Origin of the sequence: Pseudomonas sp. CCC3.1, assembly GCF_034347405.1 — a bacterium.
Lineage (GTDB): Bacteria > Pseudomonadota > Gammaproteobacteria > Pseudomonadales > Pseudomonadaceae > Aquipseudomonas.
This window is the reverse complement of record NZ_CP133778.1, coordinates 3,321,733-3,337,852: the sequence shown is the minus strand read 5'-3', so window position 1 is coordinate 3,337,852 and position 16,120 is coordinate 3,321,733. Positions and strand designations below refer to the sequence as shown.

Here is a 16,120-nt window from a genome sequence, read left to right as displayed (position 1 = left end):
TCACCGGCCGCTCTCCCAGTCAGGGCGCAGGTGCACAATGTTCAAAAAGAGCTCCGGTGTCAGATATTGTTCGCTTTGCAGGATCTGGCCGTCGTCAGGTCGGATCCAGAACCGATTGGTGCCGCTAAAGCCCAAGACTGGAATATCCAGTGCTTCATCAATGCGTTGCAGTACATAAGGCTGATTAAGAATGGTCACTGTCTCCAAGCCTTTACGGCTAAAACGGCTGTTGACCACCAATTGGGTGCCTTCACGTTGATAAATATCAATTGTGCGCGTGCTGGTTTCGCCATCGACTATATGCTGCAGACCGCGTTTGAACGGGGACTCGCCTTCGAAGCGGGTGCCGTCCAGATCGTTTTCCACGCCAAGACCTACGCTGCGTACGGCAAAACCGTTGCGCATCAAGAGCACCTGTTTGCCCGCAGCGACCCAATATTGTAGATCGCCCTCTTGCCGAAGTTTTGCCATAACCCCCTCACTGCCAGGGGTGGTGACCTTGATTTGTGCATAGGGCACGGCGTCGACGTCAGCCTGCGAGAGTTGCAGGGGTTCTGCGCTGCTCAGAGTTGACCTGAACGTGTCGAGGGAGGCTTTGGTCAATGGCGTGCAGCCACACAGTAGCAGGCACGCCAATAGGCATGAGCAGTTACGAAAAGTTTTCAACACGGCTCAACCTTAATCGCGGAGGTTGTTCTGAGCCGAAGCTCCCGTACCCACAATGCTTGCAGATGGTACCAGTTGGCTGATCAAGCGGTTCCAGCGCGTAACCTGAGCTGGGCCAACGTAAACGATATCTTGAGGTTTCAGCTCGAATTGGCTAGCCACAGCAAAGGCGGTAGGTGATTTAGCATCTAGCTGAAACACTTTTGCCGGCTGGGTTTCCAGATTTTCTGCGCCGCGAATCACATACAGTGCATTGCCGTTGGAAGTAGTCTGATTGAGCCCGCCAACAGTACCGATGACATCTGCCAGGTTCATGTTCTTGGTTTTGAACTTGAGTGCTTGGGGTGCAACAACTTCGCCCAAGACATAGATTTTTTTACGGTCGTTGTAGGGAAGGTACAACTGGTCACCGTCTTTCAAATAAACCTTGTACAGATCAGACCCTTTGCTGTTGAGCGAGTCCAGATCTAATTGATATTCACGCCCGTCGCGGGTCAATACAACTCCTGACAAGTCGGCATTTACGGGGTCAATACCTGCTGCGCCAAAGGCCTCTGTAACGCTAAGAGGGGATGTAGTAATAAACACCGGCCCTGCTTTGCTCACAGCGCCAGAGATAATTGCTTTTTGACTGGCAAAACGCAATACGCTCAGATCCACCTGTGGGCTGTCAACAAACTGTGTAAGGCGTTTAGCAATTTCTGCGCGCAACTCTTCTACTTTTTTACCGGCCGCATCGATTTTCCCAATGAAGGGGTAATAGATACTGCCGTCTGGCCGCACGACGCGGCCATTGGCATCAATCTGTTGTTGGGCGCCTGAAGGCGCTGTCAGTTCTGGATGGTCCCAAACGGTGATATACAACACATCGTTTGGGCCAATTTTGTAGTCCGCCGGCTTAAATGCCAGCAGTTCTGCTGGCACCGAGCTTGAGACGTGTGTCGCCGCGTTTTGCGCAATCAGCTTGGGGGTTATTGGAATCAACTCGACCCGACTGCTTTCTGGAGAGCCTTCTTTACCGATTTCACTGGTATCCAGGTATTGACCGGGCGCAAACATACAACCTTGCAGGGCAAGCCCTGCAAGTACCGCGAGCGACAAACTACGAATCATCATTGAGGACACTTGTAAGAGATACACATCAAAATCAAATGCCTGGAAAGCTCCAGGTGGTTTAGTCCTTTCGACCTGGTCAAGCCTTAGCGCGTGGTACCTGTAGTACCTGTAGTGCCAGTGGTACCACCACCAGTGCCGCTGTTGTCGCTACCACCACCGCCACCACCGCCACCGCTAGCAGCGATGACTGCTACACCGGCAGCAGCTGCAACCCCAAGGCCGATTTTTTGGTTTTGCGAGAGGCTGCCCAGCACGCCAGTGTCAGTGTTCAGTGACGCTGGTGCAGCAGGAGGGGCTGACTGCGCAGGAGCAGGAGCGGGTTCTGCGGCGAAGATCGAGGCGCTCATGGCCAGTGCGAGTGTAGAAACGAGTAATTTTTTCATGGGTAAATCCTTTTGATAAATAGTCTGTATTGATGGGTTGAGTACTTGGGCGTTTTAGCGGTGTTCAAACGACGAGTCAAAAGCAGCTGATACAGCCGAGCCAGACGCTCAAGTGAGTCTTTACAGGCACTTTATTGTTCAATATCAACTTAAGAATACCTGTGCAGAGCGGTGTTGGTTGCTGACGTTTTATAACGTTTTCTTTCGGGTCACAAAAAAACTCTCGACAAATTCACTATCTGGGCGGGCGGCCCATTACTGTCGAACAGATTGCGCTATGGCAATTCAAGGTTTGAGCTTCAAGCCCGGCCGTATTTGTCTTCAAATCGAACGATATCGTCTTCACCCAAATACGAGCCTGATTGCACTTCAATGAGTTCCAGCGGGATGACCCCTGGATTTTCCAGTGCGTGGATCTGGCCGATGGGGATGTAGGTGGACTCGTTCTCGCACACCAGGTAAGTCCGCTCACCATTGGTCACCTTGGCCGTACCACTGACCACAATCCAGTGCTCAGCGCGGTGGTGATGCATCTGTACCGACAGCTTGGCTCCCGGCTTCACCGTAATGCGCTTGACCTGATAGCGATGACCGTTATCGACCGAGTCATACACGCCCCATGGACGGTACACCTCGCGATGGTTGATGTGTTCGCTACGCGAGCCGTTTTTTAATTGCTCAACGATCTTTTTGACATCCTGCACATGGTCCTTGTGAGCGACCAGTACCGCATCTTTGGTTTCAACAATCACTAGATCGTCCACGCCGACCGTTGCCACCAGGCGGCTGTCGGCGTGTACATAGGTGTTACGCGACTGTTGGTCGAGTACGTCACCCTTGAACACATTACCTTGTTCGTCTTTGGTGCTGACATCCCACAAGGCCGTCCAGGAGCCGATATCACTCCAGCCCGCATCCAGCGGCACCATCACCGCGTCGACGGTTTTTTCCATCACGGCATAGTCCACTGAGTCATCTGGGCAGGCTGCAAATGCGACTTCATTAACACGGGTGAAGTGCATGTCTTGTGTGCCGCCAGTCAGTGCTTCACGGCAGGCAGCGAGAATATCGGGGCGATGACTTTCAAGCTCCTGCAGATAGCGGCTGGCGCGGAACATAAACATGCCGCTGTTCCAGAAATAGCTGCCACTGGCTAGATACTCCTCGGCTGTCACCCGATCAGGCTTTTCTACAAAACGGCTCACCTTGAACCCGCCAATACCTACGCTGACACCTTGCTCGATATAGCCATAACCCGTCTCAGCATGGGTTGGAACAATACCGAAGGTCACGAGCTTACCGTCTTGCGCCAGAGGCAGAGCAGTTTTGATGCTGGCTTGAAACGCGGCAACGTCCTGGATCAAATGATCTGCTGCCAATACCAGCAAAATTGGGTCTTCTGTTTCGCTGCAGGCTTCAAGAGCGCTCAAGGCCGCCAAGGCAATCGCCGGTGCAGTATTGCGCCCGACCGGTTCGAGTAAAATATTGGCTTTTTCGAGCCCGAGCAGACGTAGTTGCTCCGCCGCGAGAAAGCGGTGTTGCTCGTTGCAGATCAGCCGCGGCAATGCAGCACCCAGACCATCAAGGCGCTGAAGGGTGGCTTGCAGCATTGACAAGTTGGCATCGGCTAGAGGCAGAAACTGCTTAGGGTTGAGCTGGCGCGACAATGGCCATAAACGAGAGCCGGAGCCTCCGGCCATAATGATCGGAAAGAGCATGTTCAACATCCTGTGTATGCGTCGAAGAGTTAACGCAGTGCTGCGAGATAGGCACGCGTATTGGCGTGCACGTGCTCATGCGTCTGCATCTCGATTAAAGGCCACCAGCGATAGGCCCCATGCTGGGCGTGGGGCAGTTGTAATTCTTGGCCTTCAGCCAGAACTAACTGATAGGCCAGTACTACATAGTGGGTGTCCGGTGCCTGCTCGCCTGCACCAAATACGCTATCGGCATAAAAGTGTTCATAGATCCCCAGCAGGCGAGCGTCACTGCGCTGGTACACCTGACCCAATTCTTCCAGAGTCAGGCGATTGAAGGCGGTGTCCAGTGTTTCATTTTTCAAAATACGCCCGCCAGGCACAAACCAGCTGTCTTTCGCGGGCCGATTGAGTCGCTGCCCCAACAGGCATTCGCCCCGTGCGTTCTGTACCATCAGATCGATCGAAACCAATGGAGTTGAAGCCACAACACTGCGAAACAGATCATTACTGAGCCACATGATTCAAATCTCGGCTAAAAAACGCGTCAGGATTTGGTCTTTGTCCAGAAACTCGCATGCATAGCCGGTGGCAATCGCATTCGGCATCGGCATGGCTAGCACGCGCTCTATGCCGTTGATCAGGGCCTCAACCGATTCCGGTTCCACCAGCGTGGCAACCCCGGGGTATTCAGCGCAGAGAACTCCCAGGCTGGTCTCTGGGTCGGCGGTAATCAATGCATTGCCACCCACCGCAAGGATATTGGTGAGCTTGGAGGGCAGCACTGCATCCGCCGCCCCACGCTTTTGTATCACCAGATGGCAATCCGCTGATGCCAGTAGCGCGGGCAGATCTTCATAAGGCTGGAGTGGTGCAAAGACCACGTTGTTGAGGTTGCGTTGCTGACTCAGTTCCAGCAAGCGGGCCTTGCCGGCGCCTTCGCCGACTACAAGGAATACCAAGTCCTTGCGATCAGCCAGACGTTCGGCAGCCTCAATCACACATTCCAAGCCCTGCTTTTCGCCAATGTTGCCGGAGTAGAGCAATACCCGTTTGTCCGGGTCCACGCCAAGCCTGCGTAACAATTCGGCATTACGCGGCACATTGTGGAACCGGGCTGTTTCCGACCAGTTGGGGAAAAACCGCAACTGCTCTTTGGCCACCCCCTTTTCTTCGGCACGCCGCAGCATGCCACTGGAGATAGTGGAAACCCGGTCGAAGCTACGTAACAGCGCCCGTTCAACAGCAAACGCCCAGCGCTTGAGCTTTTCGCCCTTGGCGATGGACAGCCCGAACAAAGCATCCACTTCATAATCCTGAACGTGTAACACCGACGTTGCGCCTACCAGCTTGGCCAGAACCAGAGCCTGCGGTGCGCAAAACAGGGTGGGCACGACCAGGATCACCAGCTCGGGCTTCCAGCGTAACTGTGCCAACACTGCAAAAGCTGATGACAACGAGAAACTTGCTAAATGCAGCAAACGTTTAACTGCCGTGGGTCGAGCAGGAACATATAGCGGGCAGCGAATAACGGTGACGCCAGCCTCCTGACGTTTATTGAAACGCCAGGCGCTGAAGCCTTGCCATACCTTCCAGTCCGGATAATAAGGCGGAGCTGTGACGACCCTGACCTCATGACCCTGAGCGGCCAGCCAAGCTGCCATTTCACCGCTGTACTTACCAATGCCGGTCAATTCAGGGCTGTAGTTAATGCCGTAGAGCAGGATTTTCATCAGTGTGTCCGCGCCTGTTGCACGTTGTTGACATACCAGTCGTAAGCGTCTTTCAGTCCGTCTTCCAAGCCGATACTGGCTTGCCAGCCCAGTGATTTGAGACGTGACACATCCATCAACTTGCGTGGAGCACCATCCGGTTTGCTGGTATCGAAGGTCAACTTGCCAGAGAAACCAGTGACGCTTGCAATGGTTTTCGCCAGTTCACCAATCGTGCAGTCAACGCCTGTGCCAACGTTGATGTGAGAGAGCATTGGCTGGGTGTTGGCCTGATAGGTCTGCTCATCCAGTTCCATCACATGCACGCTTGCGGCGGACATGTCATCGACATGCAGAAACTCCCGCATAGGCGTGCCGGTCCCCCAGATGACCATCTCTTCGTCCCCACGCTCAACCGCTTCATGGAAGCGGCGCAGCAGGGCAGGGATCACATGACTGTTTTGCGGGTGATAGTTGTCGTGCGGGCCGTACAAGTTGGTCGGCATTACGCTGCGGTAGTCACGACCGTGCTGGCGGTTGTAGCTTTCGCACAGCTTGATCCCTGCGATCTTGGCAATCGCATAGGGTTCATTGGTCGGCTCCAGTACACCTGTTAGCAAAGCATCTTCACGCATTGGCTGTTCGGCGTGCTTCGGGTAAATGCAGGATGAGCCAAGGAACAACAGCTTCTGTACGTCGTTCTGATGCGCAGCCTGAATCAGGTTGGCCTGGATCATCAGATTGTCGTAGATAAAGTCTGCCGGGTAATTATTGTTGGCCTGAATGCCTCCGACCTTTGCCGCTGCCAGATACACCTGATCGATCTGATGCTTTTTGAAAAAAGCCTGCACTGCCTGTTGGTCAAGCAGGTTCAATGTGTCACGGCCAGCGGTGAGAATACGGCTGTACCCCAGCGCTTGCAGACGTCGGACAATGGCGGATCCGACCATGCCGCGATGGCCGGCAACAAAGATGTTTTGATTCAGATCACGCGTCATGCTCAATTCTCCACGGCAACCGGCAGGTCGTGCCCGTGTTGCTTGAGCAATGCATGGCGCTGTGCGATTTTGAGGTCTTCGCGAACCATTTCGGCGCACATTTCCTGAGCCGTGATCTCTGGAACCCAGCCCAGCTTCTGTTTGGCTTTGGTAGGGTCTCCGAGCAATGTTTCAACCTCTGCTGGACGGAAGTAGCGTGGGTCAACCTTGACCACTACATCGCCGACTTTGAGTGCTGGAGCTTTGTCGCCTTCAATGCTTACGACAATTGCCTGCTCATCCACGCCTTCACCTTCGAACTGCAGGGTGACGCCCAATTCAGCGGCGGACCAGCGAACGAACTCACGCACCGAATATTGCACGCCAGTAGCAATAACAAAGTCGTCCGCTACATCTTGCTGCAGCATCATCCATTGCATGCGCACGTAGTCCTTGGCATGGCCCCAGTCACGCAGTGCATCCATATTGCCGAGGAACAGGCATTGCTCCAGACCCTGGCTGATATTAGCTAAGGCGCGGGTAATTTTGCGGGTGACAAAGGTCTCACCACGACGCGGCGATTCGTGGTTGAACAAAATACCGTTGCAGGCATACATGCCATAGGCTTCGCGGTAGTTAACCGTGATCCAGTAGGCATACATCTTCGCTACGGCATAAGGCGAGCGCGGGTAGAAGGGTGTGGTCTCCTTCTGCGGGGTTTCTTGAACCAAGCCGTATAGCTCAGAGGTAGAAGCTTGATAGAAGCGGGTTTTCTTTTCCAGACCGAGCAGGCGAATGGCTTCCAGGATACGCAGAGTGCCCATGGCGTCCACATCAGCGGTGTATTCCGGGGACTCGAAACTGACGGCCACATGAGACTGTGCGCCCAGGTTGTATACCTCATCCGGTTGTACTTCCTGGATGATGCGGGTCAAGTTGGAAGAGTCGCTCAAGTCGCCGTAATGCAGTACGAAGTTACGGTTGTCGACATGTGGATCTTGGTAGATATGATCTACGCGCTGGGTGTTGAAAGAAGAAGCGCGGCGTTTGATGCCATGCACTTCATAGCCTTTTTCCAGCAGTAACTCTGCCAGGTAAGATCCGTCTTGGCCAGTAATGCCAGTAATAAGAGCACGCTTCTTCATTGTTGCTTTCCTGTGTATGCAATCGCTCGGTGGGGGAGTGATTGATTATTAAATAAATTGAGTAGTTTTAGTTAGCGCGATTGTTCAGGCGTTAACGTGTGTCCGGTCAAACGCGAGAGTTCTGCTGCGATCTGATGCTTGTCGGAGAGATGAGAAATGGCTCTCTCTAACTCCATTACTTTCGACCCTACGAGGAAGCGGTACCAATACCCTTGAAGGAAATGGTAAACCAGTCCGGAGCGGCCATCGAGAAAGCCGAGTTGAAAAACATATCGCCACAAAAAGTAAAGTGGTGCGCTCACGGTGAAAGGAATGCGGTTGTAAATATGTTCTTTTATAAAAAATTTTGTAGCTGTTTGCAGTGATGTACTTTGCGCCGTAATAGAGTGATCGCGAGCTGAAAAATTCAAACGATAATTCAGGATTTCTATGGCTTCACGCGTTGCATATTTATTGTGCTTTTCAGTAAAAAAAGTCAAATCGTTTAAGTTGTGATCGGCAAACCCACCGTCAAAAGTCACGGTCCGTCCGCCCCAAATAACGACATGTTCGTCCATCCAGCGATTCTCAATACGGCCATGGCCTTTGCGCCAAATTCGCAGCATCACCAGTGGGTAGCGACCACCGTGCTTGACCCAGCGATCCATGAAAATATGTTTGCGTTTAAGATTGATGCCGACGACATCCGCTGGTAGATCTGGAAGTTTATGAGTTATTTCTGCAACAAGGTCCGGCTCGATTATTTCATCCGCATCCAGGCGCAGAATCCATTCACCCGTTATTGGTGCGTTATCAAGCGCCCACTGAAACTGCTGGGCTTGATTGACAAATTTATTTTGAAGTACGGTCGCGCCATGTTCACGAGCAATTTCTAGCGTGCGATCGCTGGAAAAAGAGTCAATAACAAAAATTTCTTTGGTCAGTTCGGCAACCGACGCCAACGCCCGTTCTAAATGCAGTTCTTCATTAAAGGTCAGAATAACCACAGAGAGACCAACCAATGGTCGATGCATTGTCTCTGTTGTCATTGCTCATTCCTTGTTCGTTGGCCAATGCGTTTGGCAGGTTGCCCTGCAAAGACAGTCCAAGGTTCCAGTATCGTTTTGGTGACAAGAGAGCGGGCGCCGACAACAACTCCATTAGGAATAGTCACACCTAGAGACACAAATGCTTCAGCACAAATCCACACATGCTCACCGAGAATAATGGGTTTCGCAAAAAGTTGGAAATTTGAACTGTTGTAGTCATGAGAACCGCCGCATAGATGAGCGCCTTGCGAGATAACGCTATAGCTGCCTACTCGAATCAAGTCCATGTTGTAGAGCGTTACACCATCGGCAATCCCCACATGGTCACCTACCTCCAGATTCCAAGGCGCCCATATTTTAGCGCCAGGATAAATATGCACGCCTTTACCTAGCTTGGCGCCGAACAGCTTCAAAAGTGCCGCACGCCACGAATGAAAGGGCCGAGGTGAAGTGCGGAAAAACATTAAATAAGCAATATTCCAAGTAAGCCGACGTAGTCGATTTGCCAGCGAGAATGAAGGTTTTCGATATGAGTCACTGCCCTGAATAATCATGCGCGGCGCTCCTCGATAATCTCAATCAAGCGTTCGGTGGCACGTTGTATATGAAACTGTTCTGCAAAACATTTCTTTGCCCGACTTGCCATTTGTGCATAGGCATCGGGTTTAAGGTCGAGCCAATGTTGCAGACTGTTTATAGTGCCTTGAACTGTATCCTCATCAACAAACCCAGCTTCGCTAACTTGAATTTCACGCCATATATTGACTTTGTTGCTGATAATGACGGGTTTGCCGCAGGCAAGCGCTTCCGCAACGACGATCCCAAAATTTTCTTGGTGAGAGGGAAGGCAAAATACTTCGGCCGCATAAAATGCGCCCCACTTAACATCCCCAGAGAGCATGCCCAACCAAGAAATTCGATCAGATATTCCGTGTTTGGCAGCAAGTAATTTTAATGTAGATGACCATCCCGTTTGGTCCGGTCCGGCCATGACTAACTGCAATGCCGGATCTTGGCTTGCAATTTTTGCAAAAGCCTCGATGAGCAGGTCACATCCTTTTTTCTCGTGAATGCGGCTAAGGTAGAGTGCTAGCCGTTTGTTTTTTAACTCGGGGTACAGATGCAAGAAATCATGCGTTAACTGATCTCCATTTTTGGGTGCATCCGCTGTTCCGAACGCGGTTACAACTTCATTAGCTTTGTATAGCCAGAATGATTGGCGCGCTAAAATTTTTTCTTCTTCGCAGGTAAATAATACAGCTTTGGCATCACGCAAAACTCGATATTCACCCCATGTCCAGTACAACCACTTTTTTAAATGTTTGAGAGGGTAGTTTTTTTTGAACCAGGGGTCGAGCATGCCATGTGTGAATATAAAGTAAGGTATCTTTTTTTTTGCTAGTGCTCGCCATGTGCCGAAGCTGTGATATTGCCATAAACCGTCAATGATAACGGCATCAAAGCTATCAATATTGTTAGTCAGCCAAGGGGTGAGTGCCTTGTTATATTGATACGTCCCTTTGGAGGGGCCTAGCGGATGAACTTTTACAGGGTATTGAGATATATAATCTGCGCGAGGATCGTCTAGGCAGACAAGTTCAACGTGGTGACCTAAGTGCATTAATGTGCTGTCGATTTTTCGTGCAGCTTCCATAGGTCCACCTCCTGCGGGGTCTATGGAGGATATAACTCGTAAAATCTTCATGGTTTTGCATCCGCTAACGTGTAATGGTTGCCGAGCACCAGTTGTACAAACTGATCTCCCATTGTGGGATTGTTAAGGTCTAAGTAAGTGTTGTAAGCGCTCACGGCTATGTCGCGCATTGTTTCCGCAGGGAGTTGCCATATAGAGTCTAGTGTTGCTGAAAGGCCCGACTCTCCCGTTGCAGGGTCAAATAAGAAACCATTACCGTTCGCGCTCACGTAAGAAGGCTCTGGTCCCATATGTGCTTCAATATTTTTATGTATCAGAGGAGGCAAGCCAAGGCTAAACAGGTGAACAACGCTTAGGCCTGCGTCTCCCGGATAACAGCCAATACGGCATAACTTACTGATTTCAGCGATGCGATGATTGTCATGTACAGGGCCGTGCCAGTGGAGCCATGTAATATTCTTGTATTGATTTTTATACTTGTCCTCCAGTTGCCCCCCGCCAATAATATGCAACTCAAGTAGTTGGCCATTGTTCCGGGTGATCTCAATGGCTTGAATTAACGTGTCGAGCCTGCACCCATCGCGCAATCGCCCAATGAATAGAACGCCGTTTTCGGTGTAGGTTTTTTGACTTGGCGCTATGGTAGTTTGTAATTCAAGTGAATTTCGTATGGTAATTAGCTTGTTAGCATCACAACCTGCTGCTATTAAACTGTCTCTTGACAGTTCAGTGTAGCAAACGTATTTGGTAGAAAACTTACATATGGCGCGATACATTATTTTTCGAAGCAGGCTGGGATTTTTATATGAATAAAGTCCTTGGCCGTGAGCGTAAAATTTAATACTCAGTGTGATGCTGAGAATCATACTAAGCCAGAGGGAGATAAAGCGCGGGTTTGCAAAAGAAATGATGGCGTCTGGTTTTTCTCGTAGTGTATGACGGATTATGTTTTTTTGATAAAAAAGACGGCCTCCAAGTAACGGAATCGAGGTTGACTGTATAACAGTTGAAAGGTGAGAGCTGGCCGCCAGATGACCTTGTTTCTGAGCTTCGGTGTTGTCATAAAAACAATGGGTGTCAAAGTTAATAGCTAGTTTTTCAATAATAGGAGACCGGTAGCCAGCGAGGATAGGTTGAATATAGAATACTTTATTTTTTTTAAGCTGGCTGTCGTTGTTGTACATGATGAGGGTAGCCTTTAATTTTGGTTATGCTCTAACGCTGAGTGGCTTGCGATAACTCAGTACAAATACAATAAGCACAAAATAGATCAGTCCTAGGCTGAGAGCGTCTGCAAGATAGCCTTCGGTGATGCTTGTGACTAAGATGCATAATAAGCCTGGGAGCCAAGCGTTGCGGAACTTGAATTTTTCGCGAACGCGCCATGTGCGTTTGATGCACAGCAGCATGCAAATTAAAAGCGGTATTGCAGCTGCTAACCCGCCCATGGATAAAACCCTAAGGTATGACCCCGCAGTTGCTTTTACTTCTAAGCCAGCACCAAATAAAGGGTTTGCCACAAAGTAATCCCACATACTTACCCAGACACCATCACGTGTGTTACCAGCCTCAGTAATTCGTTTTATTCCGGGTATGTTGTGGGCTAACACTTCGATTATTGAGTCGAGCGATAATAGTGTAATGAAGGCTGCAAAAGATAATAGAAATATAGTGCTTGGCTTGATTTTGTTTTGAATATACATGTATCCGATGGTTGCAGAGGCAAAGCCAAGTATTCCGGTTCGTGAGCCAGTTGCCATAATTAGAAGCGCGGATGTGATAAGTAATATTGTAGAAATAAAATTTGTGATCTTGCTGGTTGGGTAGTTTTTTTGTGTATAGTTAAATCCGAATATGATTGATGCGCATATTGCAAAGTTAACACCGGCGAAATTTGGATGCTGGAACACACCTACAAAACGCCCCTTCCAGCTGGTTGTGGAGTATTGAAATAAACACAGGTATAAATTCATCAGGAGGATAGCGGCAGCGAAATAGCACATGCCTTTGAATAGAGCTTCATAGTTTCGTTCTGAGCCTGGAGAGCCGTCTTTCGCAAGCATTATAAAGTAGAGCAGCGTCAGTGAAATAAAAGAAACTATTTGCTCCATTCCTGAGGTTGGGACAATGGCGATTCTGAGCGCTATGACAGCTTTGAAAATTAAAAACCATAGGGCTGGGTACGAAATTTGTAGTGGTGTTAATTTAGGTCGTCGGAGCCAGGTGAACAGTAGTAGAAGTAAGCCGACAATGCCTATGTGTTGACTGTGATCTCTTAAAAACGCTACTAGACCTGTATAAGTTACAGAGTCAAACTCGGTCAACGTACCAGGCTTTACAGCAGAAGCGAATAAAAACATTGCCATTCCGCAAGCAAATGTATCCGGTCGCCAATTGGTCTTAGGTTTCGAAGAAATGTCCGTTAAAGTGGATCTCATCAGTTTGCTTTTTCCAGAATTATCTTTCTATTTATTAAAAATATATTTACGCCGTGCACGTGATGAGTCAGTTTTTTTGAGCGGGTTTTGTAATGATTGGCGAAATAGGTTTGGGTCAGACGATATCGGTATTGATTTTTTTCACTAGTTCTTTTCCAGTATTGGAGTTGACTTTCCGAACAAATAATTTGTCAGACTTACTGATTTCTTCCCAGTCATTTAGGCTGAACCATTTTTGTAAAGAAGGACAAATTAGGTGGAAGTTAACCAGGCGCCAGAGTCCGCGCCCTTCGTATGTCTGTAACCCGTCTGCATTTTCATTAAACGGTGAATTACCTACAATAGTGTGGAAATAATGCTCGTCTGGGGAGAAAGTATGCTTATTGACTTCATAAAACCAGGGGTTGTTGGTGTGGAAATTTAAAATATATTCGCAACATGATGGCGTCAAGGCACACCAAGTGTGTCCAAAGTATGGAATCATATCGTTGTTCCATTTATTTGGTATGCCTAATGCTCTCAAGGTTTTTCTGATAAGTTTGTCAGTGAAAATCAAAGGCCTGTTGTTGGTCTTTATAAAAGGTTCTAGGAATTGTTTGCGGGTAATTAACTTTAAATAGTGTTCTGGTGAGTCTCTCATGTCGATATATTTAATGAACTCCCTTTCAGGTGCGGATGTAAATATATCGCTGATCTGTTTTTCTGGCTTGATTGGGTAATCCGAACCTGTGATAAACACGAAGTGCGTGTAGCGCTCTGAAAAAGGTAGGGCGGCACGGATTAGATTTAACAACGCATCAATCATGGACATTCCTGCCCATGCAACATCTACTCGTTCCTCGATAAAAATAGCAGACGCTGGGCATGTGGATGCAAACTCAGACAGGTTTGCCTTAGCATCTAAGTGAATATAAACATCTGCACAGGTACTTATAGACTTAACTAAAGCTCCCAGATGAGTGGCATCACTATGGGCGAGTATCAGGTAGGCTATTTTTTTCATGGCGGACCGATGTTTAGCATGAGTGTGTTTACTTGGTTTTGTAGCTGATGTTGAAATCGGTAAAAAATTGTTCAAATGCACTCATGGCTTGTAGTTGAATTTCGTCTAAAGTTTCTTTGTTAACAGTAAAAGTGTTTTTACTTAATAAGTCGTTACTGAAGTCATTTGATGGATTTATCTTTAGATTAAAGGGTCTTCCAACAGAAGAGAAATAATCATGGAACTTAAAATTTCCCCCGGTGTGCAATGAGCCTTCATCAAGCCAGATGTTAGGGATTTGAAATGCATCTGAAAGAATAAGGCCGTGCAAGGCTTGGCTCATGATGACTTCGCAAGAGAGGATTTCGCTTGCTATTTTTTTGAAGTCATTTGTTCTAAAGTCAATCACACGATATGACCCTAGTGCTTTATATTTTTCGTTTTGGTCTTCAGTGTCGAATTTTGTAAAGTGTGGGATGATGCCGTATTTGTATTTTTTTTCTACGGTTTGTCCTAAGTCGCCAAGTGCTAGAGGGACGAGAAGTCCAGGGTCGCCCAGCAAAATGTTGTTTGGATATTTGTCTGTTATGAGTTGTCGGGACAAATGTCCGCGAACTGAGTAGATTTTTGAAAACTTAAGCTTTCTCAGCTTCATGCCTGTGTATATGAAGCCGGAGCCTACGACTCCAATTGGTTTTCGTCTGAATAAGTACCTATTACCCCATATACTTTGAAGAATGCTTCCAGTGCTTATTAGCTTGGCTTCATCAAGGGAGGTAAGTTGGTGATTTACCGAGAAAAGCTCTGAGAGCAAAAATGTAGTGATCTCATCGCCAAGATTGAATTTTTCGTTGCCAGGGCGCCACCAAAATGTATTCAGCATTTTTCATCCGTTATTTGTCTGTACGCGTACTAGCTACTTTAATATTTTTAATATGGAGCAAATTAAAATGCTGTTGAGTTAAGGCCGGTACGTTTTCTTACTAGAAAGGCCAGTACCAAATTGCACGATACAATACTTAGTGCTGATGCTGTTGCTGCTCCGGCTATATCCCACAGTGGTATGAGTATTAGGCTAGATGTAATATTGACTGCAAAACCTACGAAAACACCAATTGAAGCGTCTCGCTCATGGCCAGTCATATATAAAATTTGACCAACTGATCCTGAGGCCGCGGCAATCACTTGTGCAACACATAAAATTGTCAGACTAAGTGCGCCACGTTTGAATTCAGGACCAAATACAGTTCCTAAAATAGGTTCGGCAAAAAAGCCCATAATTACCGCGAGCGGTACTGCTAGAGCTAAAGTTCCCCTAGCTGCAATAGTCAGCACCCGTTGAAGTTTTTTCACTTCTCCTAGCGAGTACAACTTTGAGATTGTTGGTTGAATTGCCATGTTTACGACCACTAGCGAAAAGGCAACAAGCTCTCCGCCCCGGGTTGCTATCTGGTAGATACCTGCAGACTCTGCACTTTGTAAACCAGAGAGCATTAACATATTGACCTGTGAGCCAATGATGCCAATCCCCACTATGAACAAAAGGGGTAACGCTGATCGGGTCCACTCTTTGATCTCATATCGAGGTTCCGAGCTGCGAATTTCTTCTGGTAATCTTTTAACCAGTAGCCATGCACCCACTAAAAAACTGATAGCAACTGCAGCGAACCGCGATGCCATTGCCGCTTCTGGTGTTAACGCCAGAGAAGAGCTCAACGTTAACCCAGCCCAAGCACTTATAAACAGTACAAACAAACCCGGCGTTAACAGATTTTCTGAGAGTTGACCAAGCACTACAAAATGCAAGCCTCTTAACAACGCCGAGCGTATGGCGCCCAGCGCCACCAGGGGTAGCATTGCCATCGCCCACCAAAGGCAGTTTGTGTAGGAGGGCGCTAGGTTTTCGCTCATAGCCGATATAATTACAGCACCCGCGCCTCCTAGTGCAATTGAAACCACTAGTATAAGTTGGTTCGAACGCTCAAGAAGGCCGCGCATCAGGCCCCATTTTTGGTGAGCGCGGTAACTGCTGAATAATCTAATGACCAGTGTTGGGAAGCCGATAGTTGCAAAAATACTGAGTAACGTCAGTACCGCCATAGAGGAAACATAGTACCCATAGCCTTCCGCACCCAGCCACCGTGCAAGAAGCACACTGGTCAATAGCATTAGCATTTTGGATGACAGACTAAGGGCTAAACTGCCTGCTGCAGCTCGGACCAAATGACGACGTAAGGCGGAACCTCCGACGATGAAGTTACGAATTTTTTCTGCTGCGGTGGTCATAGACATTCATGCTCATGCTGTACAGCATTATGTAGC

General features: G+C 48.6%; 16 protein-coding genes. All 16 read right to left on the bottom strand.

Annotated elements, in window-relative coordinates:
• The 16 genes from RHM56_RS14700 to RHM56_RS14625 all read right to left on the bottom strand — a co-directional run bounded on the left by RHM56_RS14700 (position 1) and on the right by RHM56_RS14625 (position 16,090).
• On the bottom strand, positions 1-666 hold the full coding sequence (locus RHM56_RS14700; RefSeq protein ID WP_322241783.1) for a YjbF family lipoprotein: 666 nt from the start codon (positions 664-666) through the stop codon (positions 1-3).
• A gap of 12 nt (positions 667-678) precedes the next feature.
• A complete protein-coding gene (locus tag RHM56_RS14695; RefSeq protein WP_322241782.1) occupies positions 679-1,779 on the bottom strand; it encodes a polysaccharide biosynthesis/export family protein in 1,101 nt (366 codons plus the stop codon).
• Between the two features lie 86 nt (positions 1,780-1,865).
• Positions 1,866-2,165, bottom strand: a complete 300-nt coding sequence (locus tag RHM56_RS14690; RefSeq protein WP_322233296.1) for a hypothetical protein — start codon at positions 2,163-2,165, stop codon at positions 1,866-1,868.
• 299 nt (positions 2,166-2,464) lie between these two features.
• Complete coding sequence (locus RHM56_RS14685) at positions 2,465-3,883, bottom strand: mannose-1-phosphate guanylyltransferase/mannose-6-phosphate isomerase (RefSeq protein WP_322233294.1); 1,419 nt, start codon at positions 3,881-3,883, stop codon at positions 2,465-2,467.
• A gap of 29 nt (positions 3,884-3,912) precedes the next feature.
• Positions 3,913-4,383 carry a GDP-mannose mannosyl hydrolase gene (locus tag RHM56_RS14680; RefSeq protein WP_322233292.1) on the bottom strand — a complete coding sequence of 157 codons (471 nt, stop codon included), beginning with the start codon at positions 4,381-4,383 and terminating at the stop codon, positions 3,913-3,915.
• 3 nt (positions 4,384-4,386) lie between these two features.
• A complete protein-coding gene (locus RHM56_RS14675) occupies positions 4,387-5,595 on the bottom strand; it encodes a glycosyltransferase WbuB (RefSeq protein ID WP_322233290.1) in 1,209 nt (402 codons plus the stop codon).
• Positions 5,595-6,572, bottom strand: a complete 978-nt coding sequence (gene fcl / locus RHM56_RS14670) for a GDP-L-fucose synthase (protein WP_322233288.1) — start codon at positions 6,570-6,572, stop codon at positions 5,595-5,597. Before fcl ends, RHM56_RS14675 begins: the two co-directional genes overlap by 1 nt.
• Positions 6,573-6,574: 2 nt before the next feature.
• A complete protein-coding gene (gene gmd, locus RHM56_RS14665; protein WP_322233286.1) occupies positions 6,575-7,696 on the bottom strand; it encodes a GDP-mannose 4,6-dehydratase in 1,122 nt (373 codons plus the stop codon).
• Positions 7,697-7,767: 71 nt separating this feature from the next.
• Positions 7,768-8,724 carry a glycosyltransferase family 2 protein gene (locus RHM56_RS14660; protein WP_322233284.1) on the bottom strand — a complete coding sequence of 319 codons (957 nt, stop codon included), beginning with the start codon at positions 8,722-8,724 and terminating at the stop codon, positions 7,768-7,770.
• The gene (locus tag RHM56_RS14655) at positions 8,721-9,278 is read right to left on the bottom strand and encodes a putative colanic acid biosynthesis acetyltransferase (protein ID WP_322233282.1); all 558 of its coding nucleotides are present in this window, start codon (positions 9,276-9,278) and stop codon (positions 8,721-8,723) included. The genes RHM56_RS14660 and RHM56_RS14655 overlap by 4 nt, the downstream gene beginning before the upstream one ends.
• Positions 9,275-10,378, bottom strand: coding sequence for a glycosyltransferase (locus tag RHM56_RS14650; protein WP_322233280.1), 1,104 nt, complete (start codon positions 10,376-10,378; stop codon positions 9,275-9,277). The genes RHM56_RS14655 and RHM56_RS14650 overlap by 4 nt, the downstream gene beginning before the upstream one ends.
• A 47-nt stretch (positions 10,379-10,425) precedes the next feature.
• Positions 10,426-11,562, bottom strand: a complete 1,137-nt coding sequence (locus RHM56_RS14645; RefSeq protein WP_322233278.1) for a glycosyltransferase — start codon at positions 11,560-11,562, stop codon at positions 10,426-10,428.
• Positions 11,563-11,586: 24 nt separating this feature from the next.
• Positions 11,587-12,738, bottom strand: coding sequence for an O-antigen ligase family protein (locus RHM56_RS14640; RefSeq protein ID WP_322233276.1), 1,152 nt, complete (start codon positions 12,736-12,738; stop codon positions 11,587-11,589).
• Between the two features lie 193 nt (positions 12,739-12,931).
• On the bottom strand, positions 12,932-13,894 hold the full coding sequence (locus RHM56_RS14635; RefSeq protein WP_322233274.1) for a beta-1,6-N-acetylglucosaminyltransferase: 963 nt from the start codon (positions 13,892-13,894) through the stop codon (positions 12,932-12,934).
• Positions 13,848-14,681: a polysaccharide pyruvyl transferase family protein gene (locus RHM56_RS14630; protein ID WP_322233272.1), complete on the bottom strand. Its 834-nt coding sequence runs from the start codon at positions 14,679-14,681 to the stop codon at positions 13,848-13,850. Before RHM56_RS14630 ends, RHM56_RS14635 begins: the two co-directional genes overlap by 47 nt.
• A gap of 62 nt (positions 14,682-14,743) precedes the next feature.
• Positions 14,744-16,090, bottom strand: coding sequence for a flippase (locus RHM56_RS14625; protein ID WP_322233270.1), 1,347 nt, complete (start codon positions 16,088-16,090; stop codon positions 14,744-14,746).
• Positions 16,091-16,120: the final 30 nt, after the last annotated feature.

Excerpts from the sequence above, each read along its gene's own strand:
- gmd (WP_322233286.1), bottom strand. The coding sequence starts at position 7,696 with ATGAAGAAGCGTGCTCTTATTACTGGCATTACTGGCCAAGACGGATCT.
- RHM56_RS14645 (WP_322233278.1), bottom strand. The coding sequence starts at position 11,562 with ATGTACAACAACGACAGCCAGCTTAAAAAAAATAAAGTATTCTATATT.
- RHM56_RS14650 (WP_322233280.1), bottom strand. The coding sequence starts at position 10,378 with ATGGAAGCTGCACGAAAAATCGACAGCACATTAATGCACTTAGGTCAC.
- RHM56_RS14660 (WP_322233284.1), bottom strand. The coding sequence starts at position 8,724 with ATGACAACAGAGACAATGCATCGACCATTGGTTGGTCTCTCTGTGGTT.
- RHM56_RS14625 (WP_322233270.1), bottom strand. The coding sequence starts at position 16,090 with ATGTCTATGACCACCGCAGCAGAAAAAATTCGTAACTTCATCGTCGGA.
- RHM56_RS14685 (WP_322233294.1), bottom strand. The coding sequence starts at position 3,883 with ATGCTCTTTCCGATCATTATGGCCGGAGGCTCCGGCTCTCGTTTATGG.
- RHM56_RS14675 (WP_322233290.1), bottom strand. The coding sequence starts at position 5,595 with ATGAAAATCCTGCTCTACGGCATTAACTACAGCCCTGAATTGACCGGC.
- RHM56_RS14630 (WP_322233272.1), bottom strand. The coding sequence starts at position 14,681 with ATGCTGAATACATTTTGGTGGCGCCCTGGCAACGAAAAATTCAATCTT.
- RHM56_RS14655 (WP_322233282.1), bottom strand. The coding sequence starts at position 9,278 with ATGATTATTCAGGGCAGTGACTCATATCGAAAACCTTCATTCTCGCTG.
- RHM56_RS14695 (WP_322241782.1), bottom strand. The coding sequence starts at position 1,779 with ATGATTCGTAGTTTGTCGCTCGCGGTACTTGCAGGGCTTGCCCTGCAA.
- RHM56_RS14680 (WP_322233292.1), bottom strand. The coding sequence starts at position 4,383 with ATGTGGCTCAGTAATGATCTGTTTCGCAGTGTTGTGGCTTCAACTCCA.
- RHM56_RS14640 (WP_322233276.1), bottom strand. The coding sequence starts at position 12,738 with ATGTTTTTATTCGCTTCTGCTGTAAAGCCTGGTACGTTGACCGAGTTT.
- fcl (WP_322233288.1), bottom strand. The coding sequence starts at position 6,572 with ATGACGCGTGATCTGAATCAAAACATCTTTGTTGCCGGCCATCGCGGC.
- RHM56_RS14690 (WP_322233296.1), bottom strand. The coding sequence starts at position 2,165 with ATGAAAAAATTACTCGTTTCTACACTCGCACTGGCCATGAGCGCCTCG.